The sequence below is a fragment of the Vibrio sp. Y42_MX_L11 genome (assembly GCF_024181785.1).
Lineage (GTDB): Bacteria > Pseudomonadota > Gammaproteobacteria > Enterobacterales > Vibrionaceae > Vibrio > Vibrio diabolicus.
On the sequence record NZ_JAMZAP010000001.1, the window covers coordinates 66,742 to 79,856 of the forward strand.

Annotated in this window: 9 protein-coding genes; 1 reads left to right on the top strand and 8 read right to left on the bottom strand. The window is 45.5% G+C overall.

Annotation, left to right across the window (positions count from 1 at the left end):
- Positions 1–8 precede the first annotated feature (8 nt).
- From NL643_RS00275 to NL643_RS00305, 7 genes are all read right to left on the bottom strand, one after another.
- Positions 9–2,291, bottom strand: a complete 2,283-nt coding sequence (locus NL643_RS00275) for an acyl-CoA dehydrogenase (protein WP_253643708.1) — start codon at positions 2,289–2,291, stop codon at positions 9–11.
- A gap of 62 nt (positions 2,292–2,353) precedes the next feature.
- On the bottom strand, positions 2,354–2,998 hold the full coding sequence (locus tag NL643_RS00280; protein WP_005393225.1) for a TetR/AcrR family transcriptional regulator: 645 nt from the start codon (positions 2,996–2,998) through the stop codon (positions 2,354–2,356).
- Between the two features lie 725 nt (positions 2,999–3,723).
- A complete protein-coding gene (gene nhaA, locus NL643_RS00285) occupies positions 3,724–4,875 on the bottom strand; it encodes a Na+/H+ antiporter NhaA (RefSeq protein ID WP_006742626.1) in 1,152 nt (383 codons plus the stop codon).
- A gap of 329 nt (positions 4,876–5,204) precedes the next feature.
- The gene (locus NL643_RS00290; protein WP_253643709.1) at positions 5,205–6,329 is read right to left on the bottom strand and encodes a lipocalin-like domain-containing protein; all 1,125 of its coding nucleotides are present in this window, start codon (positions 6,327–6,329) and stop codon (positions 5,205–5,207) included.
- Positions 6,329–8,782 carry an ABC transporter permease gene (locus tag NL643_RS00295; protein ID WP_005393229.1) on the bottom strand — a complete coding sequence of 818 codons (2,454 nt, stop codon included), beginning with the start codon at positions 8,780–8,782 and terminating at the stop codon, positions 6,329–6,331. Before NL643_RS00295 ends, NL643_RS00290 begins: the two co-directional genes overlap by 1 nt.
- Positions 8,763–9,434 carry an ABC transporter ATP-binding protein gene (locus tag NL643_RS00300; protein WP_005393230.1) on the bottom strand — a complete coding sequence of 224 codons (672 nt, stop codon included), beginning with the start codon at positions 9,432–9,434 and terminating at the stop codon, positions 8,763–8,765. Before NL643_RS00300 ends, NL643_RS00295 begins: the two co-directional genes overlap by 20 nt.
- A gap of 187 nt (positions 9,435–9,621) precedes the next feature.
- The gene (locus NL643_RS00305) at positions 9,622–10,998 is read right to left on the bottom strand and encodes an MATE family efflux transporter (RefSeq protein WP_170902136.1); all 1,377 of its coding nucleotides are present in this window, start codon (positions 10,996–10,998) and stop codon (positions 9,622–9,624) included.
- A 95-nt stretch (positions 10,999–11,093) separates the two neighbouring features.
- Between NL643_RS00305 and NL643_RS00310 the strand changes: the two genes are divergently transcribed.
- The gene (locus tag NL643_RS00310; RefSeq protein ID WP_104971537.1) at positions 11,094–12,572 is read left to right on the top strand and encodes a DUF2867 domain-containing protein; all 1,479 of its coding nucleotides are present in this window, start codon (positions 11,094–11,096) and stop codon (positions 12,570–12,572) included.
- Here NL643_RS00310 and NL643_RS00315 read toward each other — a convergent pair.
- Positions 12,529–13,113 carry a NapC/NirT family cytochrome c gene (locus tag NL643_RS00315; protein WP_145532244.1) on the bottom strand — a complete coding sequence of 195 codons (585 nt, stop codon included), beginning with the start codon at positions 13,111–13,113 and terminating at the stop codon, positions 12,529–12,531. The genes NL643_RS00310 and NL643_RS00315 overlap by 44 nt on opposite strands.
- Positions 13,114–13,115: the final 2 nt, after the last annotated feature.

Genomic DNA, 13,115 nt, shown 5'->3' on the forward strand with positions numbered 1-13,115 from the left:
ACGGTTTACTATGCCGCCGGGTTCAAATGCGACTTTTTTGGGCAATCGGTTCGTACTTCAGAAAAGTCATGACTAAAGTGGTCAACTTGAATCGCCTTGTAACGCAATTTGTCTGCCGCCATTATTTGGTCAATTTCTTGCTCAGTTAACACGCCAGCTTCAAATGCTTGCTGCAGACGGTCGTGTAGCAGACCTTTACGAGCCACTTTCCCATCCTTCGCCGCCTTCATAAGCTTACGCTCTAATGGTTTGATTTCGTACATTGCGAGGAAGGCATTCTCCATTAAGCCTACGCTGTCGTCGTCGGATTTTCCGATGTAGCAAAGATGCGTGAGTCGATCGCGTTGTGCTCCTGGCGTCATCATCGCTTCCGCCAGATTCACACACAGTTCATCGCTTGGCTTATTAAAATGATTACCAAGTGGGAATAATAACCCTTTCAGCACACCGCCAACGTATTTCACAGGGAAGTTGGTATAAGCCTCATTTAATGACTTAGATGCGTTATGCAAACAGTGTTGAACAGCGTAATGAACGAAGTCCAGATCGCCTTGTTGACGTCCTTCATCTTCATACTTTTTCAGTGCGGCAGACGCCATATATAGATAGCTTAAGCCATCACCCAGACGTGCGGAAATCATTTCTTTACGCTTCAAATCACCGCCTAGTGTTAACATCGCGAAGTCAGCACTAACGGCAAGCGCTCGGCTTAATCTTGTGATTTCTTTATAGTACTGCTGTGTTGGGCCACTCATGTGCGCTTTTACAAACCGAGAACCAGTTAGCGCCGCGCCAAATGCACCAAATGTATTGCCTACCGCATGTTTGATATGTTTAAAGAGCAAGTTGTCAAATTCTTTCGCCCCTTGTTCAGAATCTGGATTCGCCGCGGCTTCCATTTCTTTCAGTACATATGGGTGACAACGAGTCGCACCTTGACCAAAAATCATCAGGTTACGAGTCAGAATATTCGCGCCTTCAACAGTGATAGCAACTGGAATACCGAGATAATGTTTAGCAAGATAGTTCATTGGGCCATCTTGAATCGCACGACCTGCATGAATATCAAACGAATCATTTAGAATAGTACGCGCAATTTCCGTCATGTGGTACTTGGCAATCGCGGTTACAATCCCAGGTTTTTCTTTCATATCGAGAGAAGTCGTCGTCAGCGTACGCGTCGCTTCTAGTAGGTAAGTAAGACCACCAATACGCCCCATAGCTTCTGCGACACCCTCAAACTTACCGATCGACATACCAAACTGTTTACGTACGTAAGCATAAGCACCGGTTGTACGTGTAGTAAGGTGGCCAATCGCTGTGCCAAGCGCTGGGAGAGAGATACCACGACCAGCAGAAAGACACTCAACCAGCATACGCCAACCTTTACCTGCGTAACCAGCGCCACCGATCAACCAGTCCATAGGGATGAAGACATCTTCACCACGAGTCGGACCATTCATGAATGCAGAACCCAGAGGATCATGGCGCTCGCCTATCTCGACACCTTCATGATCAGCGGGGATCAGCGCACATGTGATTCCAACCTCTTTCTTATCACCAAGTAGCCCTTCTGGATCCTGTAGCTTAAATGCTAATCCGAGCACTGTCGCCACTGGCGCAAGTGTGATGTAGCGTTTATTCCAGCTAACTCGCACGCCAAGCACTTCTTTGCCTTCGTGAGTGCCATAACAAACTACGCCTTGATCTGGTATACCACCGGCGTCAGATCCCGCTTCGGGCCCTGTTAATGCAAAACAAGGAATGTCGGTACCATCAGCTAAACGAGGCAACCAGTAATCTTTTTGCTCTTGCGTGCCATAGTGCGATAAAAGCTCACCTGGACCAAGAGAGTTCGGTACCATTACCGATACCGCGGTACTGATACTTCGAGTCGCAATACGAGAAACAATGGTTGAGTTCGCTAAAGCGGAAAATTCACGACCACCATACGCTTTTGAAATGATCAGTGAGAAAAATCGCTCTTTACGTAAGTACTCCCATACTTCAGGCGGTAAATCCCTGTCTTCTTTGACAATCTTCTGGTCATCAAGCATTTCTAGCAGGGTTTCAAGCTCATTATCCATAAATGACTGCTCTTCTGCTGTCAGTGTCGGCGTTGGATAATGGTGCAATGTAGTGAAGTTAGGCTTGCCTGAAAATAGTTCGGCATCCCACCACACACTACCCGCTTCCATCGCCTCTTTCTCGGTGCTAGAGAGAGGTGGCAATACTTTTTTGAACACTTTAAAAGCTGGGTCACTAATCCATTTTCTTCGTAGAGAGCTCATAGTTCAGATCCTTTTGTTCACGTAACCGCTCTGGGCATAATTTTATTATTGGTTTAACTTTCTTATTTGTCTTGTGCCAACTGCTTCGCTGACATTCCTGCTGACAAATAAGGAATCAGTAAATCGACGACAGATTTCACATCGACTTCCTTTTCAAATTTACTTTCAGCAAGCTCTGAAAGAGCCTGGCTTGAAGCCATCGTAAATACGCAGGTACCTAGCGTGAAGTGCAGTCGCCAAAACAGCTGCTCCTCACATAGTTCCGGGTTTGCCTTCATTATCGAGAAGGTGAAGAGGTTAAGTACCTCTTCATATCGAGTGGTGATGAACCAACGCAGATGACCTTGTACGTCTGTGTAACCACGGCCAATTAACAACATGAATAATGCAGTACCATTGGGGCGCACATCATTTAATGTACGCAAAGGTAAACGCAATGACTCAAAGACGTCGTCCATGTCGTAGCTATCACGCGTATTTAACTCAATTAGTGATGTTTTAATGCTCGGCATGAGCGCTTCTAGGTATCTATCTAAAACCGCTCTAACTAGCGTTTTTTTATCGCCAAAGTGATAATTTACCGATGCTAAGTTGACGTTCGCTTTACCTGTTATCGTTCTTAGAGAAGTATCATTAAAGCCATGTTCAGCAAAGAGTCCTTCTGCGACATCGAGTATTTTTTCTTTTGTTGATGTTCTCGGGGCCATTTTAATCACTCGTATTAAACAACTGTTTGAAAATATACTCCTGAAACCTTAGATTAACAAATGATTAACATCACACTTTCACCAATTGGTCTGACCAGAACTTAGAAGGTGTGATCTAATCTTTTGAATTTAAGTCTAATAAGCAAATGATGCTCGCCTGAAGAAAATGACCAAGTTTCGCAAACCATCGTATTTGAAACGCTAGCAATGTCGTTAGGCGGTCGGAGCAGGAGGTGCTGGTTTGAAATGCAATTTAAGTTTATAGCTACTATAGAAAAGAGGGCTATCGAGTTTCAAACCGCCATTAAGTTGGTTACGCTGTTCGCCTCTTCTCTTACTTCTTTACGATACAAGCGGGCAGAAAGAATTAAATCGAATTTTTTTTGAAAAAAAATGGAACTGTTTGGAAAAGGCTCGGTCTGAATAAATGTAACAACTAGGGCATTTTAAGTTTCACTGGCCGTCAAACTTGTTTCCATCTAATTGTTACGTTGCTGCTTTTTTCTTATTAACTCCTATGTTTGTATCCGCCCAGTCAAATTTTCGGCTGGGCTTTTTTTCGCCCGCAGATCTACCAACCTATCTTTTTCGATGATTCCGTTCATCTCCATGGTCTAGACATCCGCTCAATACGAAAGTGTCGCTATTAAGTCGCTGATGTACTGAACTATGGGTATAAAAAAGCCTCCCGATTGGGAGGCTTTACAAAATAGCGCATTTTTATCTTACGCTTGCGCTTTCTTAGGCAAAGAAAAGTGCAGTAAGGCATAGCCAAGTAATGCTGCTGTCGTCGAACCCATTAAGATACCGAGTCGAGCATAGGTATCAAATTCAGGACTTACATTTCCGAACGCTAAAGAGGAAATGAAGATAGACATTGTAAAGCCAATACCACACAACACAGATACCGCAAAGATATGCTTGAAGTTAACGCCTTCAGGTAACTTAGCAACGCCCATTTTTACCGCTGCCCAGCTAAAGGTAAAGATACCTAGAGGCTTACCAACCAGTAGACCCAAAGCAATACCGAGTGGCAGCATTGAAGTTAGACCTGACATCGATACGCCTTCTAACGAAATCCCCGCATTGGCAAATGCGAATAGAGGCAGAATACCAAATGCCACGTATGGGTGAAGCGCGTGCTCCATATGTTTAAGTGGAGAATGTTCGCCCTGCTTTCCCTTTAGTGGGATAGCAAAACCAATCACTACACCTGCCAATGTTGCGTGAACACCAGATTTAAGCACCGCGAACCATAAGATCGCACCGACGATCATATATGGCGTAAGTTTTGTTACTTCCTTCGCATTCAACATGAATAGGACACCAGTCATGATGAAGCCAACAAGCAACGCCATGGTCGACAGGTCACCGGTGTAAAATAGCGCGATAATAACAACCACACCTAAATCATCAATGATAGCAAGCGCCAGCAAGAACACTTTTAGGCTTACTGGTACACGCTTACCTAATAACGCCATGATACCTAAAGCAAAAGCGATATCTGTCGCCGCTGGAATTGCCCAACCAGAAATCGCCTCAGGATCGTTGGCATTAAAGGCTACGTAAATAAGAGCAGGAGCTAACATACCGCCAACCGCTGCAATCGCAGGGAAAATTGCGGTTTCTTTTGATTTTAACGCACCTTCAAGTAGCTCTCGCTTAACTTCAAGGCCAATGAGTAAGAAGAAAACAGCCATTAGGCCGTCATTAATCCAGTGAGAAACTGACATACCAAATACATAAGTATGCAGTACAGATTGATAAGTTTCGCCCAGCGGTGAGTTAGCAATGGTCATCGCAATTGCCGCGGCAATCACGAGAAGAATACCACCAGCTGATTCCATTTTGAAAAAGTCACGAATGACATCGTTCATGGTTTCGTCCTTATATTTATTATCTTAATAAACGATTAACAAAGAATGATAAGAGTGTATAGCGGTCGAAAACTTTAGAATAATCGCTTCTTCAGAGTATAAACTTCGATTTTTCCGATATGAAGTTTACTATACATCGTATTTTCCAACATAACACTCAATTTTGATCACAGCGCGTACTTGTGGTTATCGCGCCAAATGTTTATCAAGATTATGAGAAAATCAGCATAACATGGCATGTACTGTCATGATAACCCCATACTTTTGAGAAAAATTCAGGAAGTTTCATCCACTAAAAAACCACCCATTGGGGTGGTTTTTATCAGAATTTAATAACCAGTGAGCTGCATAAAGCCCCAAGCCTCGTTGGAGCCAGAAGCTAAGGTAGGACCTTCCCAATACGGTATAACAAAAGGAAGCCACATATCTGATTTGATAATACGAGTGGTCAAGTTAATTTGATGCAGTGGAATATTAATAATCCACTGCAAAGGCAGCCTTCTTCCATTTGATAAACTGGTCACTTGCATTGGTTTAATACTGATATCATCATCTGAGAGATTGATGACTTTACCTGAGCGTGTGGACAAGGTGCCAAACACGTGCGGTGTTTGTCCATGGTGGCGATAGCGGCTGACAGTCAGTGCTCGACCATCATCTAAATTGAATACAAACCAATCCCAACCCTGTTGCCCTTCACCAATTAAGCCACTGCCCCACTCTTTCTGAGCCCAAGCAGAGCCAGCAACAGAGAAGCGTTTGCCATTAATGTTCAAACTCCCTTTCACCTTTAAAAATGGCGCACTAAAACTGAAAGAGGCAACAGATTGCAACGCGTGTTTAACCTGAAAACCTTTGTCTCCATTCACGACAAAGGGGCCATTTGTCATAGTATTGAGATCTAAACCAAACGTATCGGTAGTCACATTCAAGTTACCAGGGAAAGGCGTTGCACCAAGTGAACGCCACGTCCAATTATCAATCCATAACCTGAAAGGACGATTAGTCATGCCAGCTTGGCCTATCCCGCCTCTCGCTACACGTTGCTCTTTCCAGACGTGCGAACCATGGCTAACGACAACATGTGAAATGTACAGTTGAGGGTTTTGCCATCCGCTGGTTTCTCGCTCGTCTGTCGCGACCCTGAAGTAACTCCATTGAACATTGTATATTTTCCCTTGTTCATCTTTCAGTTTCGCAAAGTAGTGCCACCATTCATGTTGGTACTCAGGATGAAAACGAAAGTCTGACGGTAAAGAGACATGCTCGTCAGGTAATACAGGTTCGAAAATCGTTTGATTTTCACGCGTTAGAATAGAATTAAGCTCGCTTTCTTGTGTCGCTGTCGCTTCCAACCAAAAAGTTGAGTAAAAAGCAGCCCCAGTCAAAAAGGCAAACGTAATAACAATGATCGTTGAAACTAACAAGCGTTTTTTAGAGCCCACTTTTTTCATTACAACGCGTCCCTTAATGACTTCATTGGCGTACTCTTAATCATTCTAATAACTGGCAATGCGCCGGCAATCATGATGGCAAGCATCGCCCAAGCAATAGTTTGAGCGTATTCCCAAGGGATCGTTTGAAGCTCCAGAGACCAACCGAATGATTGCTTAATGATAATATCAACGATCAAGTGTGCAAGTGCCAGACCAAGTGGCACCGCAATAATCGCGGAAATGGCCCCGAAGACAAACAACTGCAAACCACCCAATGCGACAAGTTCCTTTCCGGATACACCCATACATCTCAGCAAAGAGAAGTGCCGCTGCCGCGACAGTTCGCCCGCCAATGTCGCGAAGAATAAACCAAACACAGCAATAATCAGCGTGATGTTGCCCAAGGTTCCTGCAATAGCGAAGGTATGATCAAATACCCTCATTGCCTGACTATAGATATTACCATTATCAAACACACGGTCTTGCGGGAGGCGGAATACATTTTCTAAGCGATTTTTCAGCCCCTCCCCATTAACGCTATCTTTTAACACCACACCAAGGCCAACATTGCCCGTCCCTGCAAATGCATACAGCCAATTCCGGTGCGACATCATCACCTGGTTATACGGGTTTCCATAATCGTAATAAACACCAACGACTTGCCAGTCTCCACCCAGTGGTTCCTGCAAGTTAATGAAGTCTCCTGGGCGAATATCCAACTTCAAGGCCATCGATTCACTCACCATCAAGCTCTTGGTTGCGTGCAGTTGATACCAGTAATTCGGGACACCTAGTTTTACCGTCAGTGCATCTAGCTCACCTTCAGAAGAGCCTGTACTCACCACTTGCAAAGCACCATGCTCGGTTGGCATATCTTTTTCCCAACGCCACCAAACCGAGTTGACTTCTGGTTGGTTTTGCAGCCACGCACTCATCCGAGCTGCTGAGTTATTTGTCGGATAGATATAAATATCCGCTGCTAATCGCTGGCTGAGCCATTTATCGGTTGTATCCCTAAAGCTGCCTACCATCGTTTCTACGCCGATATTTGCCGCCAGTGCCAACATAAACGCCATTGTTGCCACACCGCGATAACTCATGCTCGCAGCCGCATCGGCAAAAAACCAACGTACACGTACCCAACGCATGGTGTAAGAAAAGCTCTGGAACATATGCCACATAATAAATGGCATGAACAAGGCCACACTAACCAACATCAGCGCAATAATGGCAAAGCCAGTTTCTTGTGTTTTCGGTGCTTGATACACTGCGATTGCCGCGACACAAAACGCACACGCAGCAAGAGCCTGCCAAGAGAACTCACGCCCTGCAAATCGCATTAATGACAGTCGAGAAGATAGACGAATTGGCTGTGACTTCAACAAACGAATCAATGGCCACAAACACGATATTAATGCGCCCATCGCTGCCATGATCAGACTATATAAGCTGGACTGCCAAGACCATCCTATTGTTAAGCCTACGTTGGCATCGTACAAATCGCTCAGGCTCGATGAGACTGCAGGGATCAGCTCATTTGCCAAGATCAAACCAAAAAAGTTACCACACGCCCACGCAATAAAGACGAGCAACGACAACTCTAACAACAATGCTTGAGCCAACTGCGTTCCGTTGACCCCCGTCTGTCTCAAAATACCCACCAAACGTTGTCGCTGAATAAATGACAAAGACATCGCTTGATAAAAAATAAACAACCCGACCAAAAATGACAGCATCCCCATCGCAGTGAGATTCATGTGGAATGCATTAGTTAACGACTCAAGCTCCGTACGCGTATTCCTAACGAGCGTCATGCCATTAGGTAGCATATTTTTCAGTGCTATTAGCTTTTCCTCTGGCATTTCACCACAAGAAATCGCAGATAAACCTGAGCTCCGCTTGAGCATACGCAACAACGATATATCAGTAACCAGCCGAGTCCCTGAGAGCATTTTGTTTTTATCGACTTGAATCGGTCCGAGACGACTTCCGTCATTCATCTCAATAAAGTCCCCATCCTGCCAACTCATGTAAGCGGCCAAATCTTGACTGACTAGAATGGGATAAGGAGGTTTCATTAATGATAGAACGGGCATCTCACCCAAAGATTTGCCTTGCTGCAATGGAATCATCGCGACAGGATCAATCCCCACCAGCATCAAGCTCATATCGGTTTTAGCATCTAGATGTAGCACGTCAAACGGCGCACATTGGTTAAACCCAGCTCGACGCAACTGGATATAGAAACCTTGAGGGATTTTATTGGCAGAGTGTTTAGTTCGGATTCGGTATGGCAAAGGATTGGAGAAAAGCTTTTCTCCTGTCGCATAACTTTGTTTTGCATGCTGGTTGATAGAAGTAACACCAACAAGAAGGGACACGCCTAAGGTTAACCCTAGCCAGACAAGAATAATTTGTAGTGGGTAACGACGGTAATGACCGAGTAGTGCCTTAACTACGGGCCATAACATGCAGTTGCCCTCCTTGAAGTCGAATCTTACCTTCCATATGGGCCGCCACTTTTTCACTGTGCGTCACTAAGAGCAAAGTACACTCCAGCTGGCGAGCGAGACTCGTCAATAAGCGCATTACCGCTTCTGCGTTTCGCTCGTCTAGGCTACCAGTTGGCTCATCAGCGAGTAGGATTTTAGGTTCCATATAGAGTGCGCGAGCAATAGCAGCACGTTGTTGCTGACCACCAGATGCTTCTTCCGGGTAGCGGCCTAGCAGAGGCATTAAATCCAGAGCAGAAAGAATTTGACGCCACAACTCTTTATCTTCTGGCAAACCCTTTAACTGACGACAAAAACGAATGTTATCGGCAATATTGAGCGTAGGAAGCAAGTTGAACTGTTGGAAGATATTACCAATATTGTTGCGGCGATAAAGGGTTCTCAAATGCTCTGGCGCATCATGCATGGCAAAATTTGGAAACTGAACTTCACCAGAGTCTGCAGTATCCAGTCCGGCAATTAAGTTCAGCAAAGTACTTTTACCCGAACCACTTTCTCCCATCAGAGCGACTTGGTCACCTTGCTGTAATGTTAATTCTGCCCCTTGTAATACAGGGTGAAATTCTCCCCCGTCTACATAGCCTTTACATAGGTCTGACAGTTTTAACATTGATTATGCCGCTCGGATGGTATTTAAAAATTGGGATCAGAATCTACACTAAAATCCTGTTAGTAGAAAGTATTTTGAATGCTTGATCACACTATGAGAGTACAAATGCAACTCGATTCACTTTCTGTTCCTAATTTTGTTGACGTATTGAGCAGATTTTTGCAGCTGCAGAAAGCTCTGTTTACCTCTATTGACCGATAAGGTTTTTCATCCATTTTCGGCTCACCATTCTTGGCAGACAAATCGTCCACTTCACAACTTCCTCGGTCAAAAAGAGTAAGTAAACCCATTGCGGCTCCCAACCGAGCTGAATCGCTGCAAATGCCGCGAGTGGAATCCCGATCACCCACTGCGCAAGAATGTCTTGATACAAACAAAACTTAACGTCACCACCCGCACGTAATACCCCAACAATGACCATCATCGGCACCGAGCGTAGTACGACACCTAAAGCAAGAATCACCATAAACTGTTCAGCTAACTGGCGAGTATCCGCTGTCAGTGCACTAAACGCATTAAGGATCCATTGATTGGACACTATCAATACAACAGCGACCACAAATGCGATAAACACATTCAAAATGACCGTAGCCCAAGCTTGGTAATACACAGGTTCAAAGTTTTTCGCGCCGAGTTGGTTACCCACTAAAACCGCAGCTGCATTCGATAGGCCAATCATCATAGCGAGAGCGATTGACTCAACCGGCGTCATCACCGACAACGCTGCCAAACCTTGCACACCCGCTTGCCCCATGATGGCATGGTAAGCGAACAATCCACCAGCCCATGCCAAAAAGTTAAATGTGGTCGGTAAGGAAAGGCTCAAGAAACGCGTTATTTTGTCTAAAACCAAACCTGCGCGTATATCATCCCAACCAAATGCAATTATGTGTTTCTTCAGCCATAAATAGCCAAATAGACAACCGACTTCGATAGCGCCACTGATAACCGTTGCAATGGCTGCCCCTGTAATCCCTAAAGCAGGAAAACCTAAGTGACCAAAAATTAACACCCAGTTGAGGAAAACATTAGACAGAATGCCTATACCACTAAAAAATGTGCTCAGCCCCGGTTGGTGCATCGCTCTCAACCCCACCGACATGCTAGCGACACACGCAACAGCAAACATGCTAACGGATGAAATAATTAGATAGCTGGCCCCTAACTCAATCACTTCTTGTGAGTCTGTCGTCAGTTTCATGACTGGCTGTGGGAAAATAACAAACAAAGCAACGGCAATGGCGGCAAATACCATGGCTATCATCCATGTTAAAGCGGTACTGCGACGTACCCCGACTTTATCGCCTGCCCCCCAATATTGTGCGGTCAGTAATGCACCACCCGTCGTCACCCCAACTAACATGATGGTAGTAACAAACGTCGCGCGCGCCGCTACCCCAACAGCGGCTATTTCAGCTTCACCAAGTTGGCCGAGCATAAGCACATCGACGAGGCTTCGGCTAGAAAACATCATGCTTTGCAGTGTAATTGGTAGCGCGATCGCGAATAAGCGACGTAAGAATGCTTTATCTGCATGTATTGAGAGTTGAGAGAGAAAAGTCACAAGCGCTCCAACGACAACTTATTGATAGAATGGGGAAAGTGTCTCATGATTATACTCTGTGGTGTTTATTCCACAAACGATTAAAAGGACAGATAATGAAAAAGGTGTTGGTGCTAGGCGCCTCGGGTTACATTGGTTCTCAACTTCTTCCGTTACTCTTAGATAAAGGTTACGCCGTCACGGCTGCGGCGCGACATATCGATTATTTGGAGTCAAGGACTCGGCCCCATCCTAATTTAACGTTGCGGTATCTGGACCTAGCCGACGCAGAAGCCACGCTCGCTGTGGTGAACGATTTTGACTTGGTATTTTTCCTAGTACACGGAATGGCACAAGGCGATGACTTTGTTGAGTACGAGCTAAACCTTGCTTTGAATTTTAAATACGCATTGGAGCAAAGCCGTGTCAAACATGTCATTTATTTAAGTGCCATCCAACCGCAAACCGGAAACTCGCGCCATTTAGCCGCTCGCAAAGCTACGGGCAAAATTATCCGACAGTCTGGCGTTCCAGTAACTGAATTGCGTGCTGGCGTCATCATTGGCCCCGGCTCCGCGGCTTTCGAGATCATGCGAGATTTTGTCTACAACTTACCTATTTTGATCGCGCCTAAATGGGTCGACTCAAAAGCCAACCCTATTGCCCTACCCAACCTCAATCACTATTTATTGCAGCTGGCCGAAGCATCACCCCCAGAAGAAAACCAAATTTATGAAGTTGGTGGGCCAGATACACTCAGCTACCGCGAGCAGTTTAAAGTCATTTGCCGAATCACCAACAAGCCTTATCGGCTGTGGTCGACACCGTTGCTTACCCCAAAAATGGCATCGTACTGGCTCGGCTTGGTCACCTCTGTACCAGCAAACATCGGCAAAGCATTACTCGCGGGGTTAGAGCATGACTACATTGCCGATTCCAAAGCGATTGAAGCACGATTTCCGCAAACGCTGATCAGCTACGAGCAAGCGGTATCCGATACCATTCAAGATGAAGGCACGTTTGTGCGCAGCAATGTTTGGGGCTTTGAGCCAGCGGCACTTCGTCGATGGCAACCGGGGTATGGCTACTACCCTAAACAAGCCGGTGCGAGCATAAAAACTCAAGCCTCCGCTGCGGCATTATGGAAAGTGGCTCAAAAAATCGGGAGTCGTGAAAAAGGCTATTACTTTGCCAACATTTTGTGGCGCACACGTGAATGGCTCGACATCTTTTTTGGTGGCGGGAAACCGATTCGCGTTTCTCCTCCGGGGCCGGAGCTCAAAGTCGGCGATTTTATTGACTCTTGGAAAGTGATTCGCTGCGAGGAAGATCAGTTCCTCTCACTGTTTTTTGGGATGAAAGGCCCGGGGCTTGGACGTTTAGAAATTACCATCAAAGACCATGGTGATGAACGAGAACTGGATATCACAGCTTGGTGGCACCCGCAGGGGTTTCTCGGGCTGCTTTACTGGTTTGCCATGATGCCAGCCCATCTATTCATATTCAAAGGCATGGTCAAAGCCATCGCGAAAGAAGCCGAAAGTATCAGTATTACTCCTCAGGTGGGACAGTCTCTGGAGAATCTAGAGAAATAGGCAGGTGATGGGCAATCCCCGCATGGCAATCTATGCACGATTGCTCTCGGCTTTCCATCATTTGATGTCGACGCGCAACGGTTCGTCCTTGCGCTTCGAAATCCATCTTGTCAACAGAATGGCAGTATCGGCACTGCTTTGATTTATTCTCGATAAACTGCTTTGTAACTTCAGCTGCTAATCTCGGACGATGTTCTGCCTCGAAATTCTCAAGTGTAATATCACCAGTCAGTTTGTGATAGATATCTGCTGTAGCGCCGATTTTCAATGCTATTTTGGCAAAAAACTCCCTAGGGACATGGCAATCACTGCACGTAGCGGCAACCACACCCTGAGCATTTTTGAAGTGTGGGGATGCTTGATACTCCTCAACTATCGTATCCATCCCAATGTGGCAGCTATAACAAAACTCGTTGCGATTGGTGTAATCCATACCAAAGTGAAAAACACTAACTGCCAACCCACCAAGGATAAACGCCAACAAGCCACCAATTGGTATGCCGAGCATCCACTTCCTGTTTGGTTTACGCCATAAACTCATCG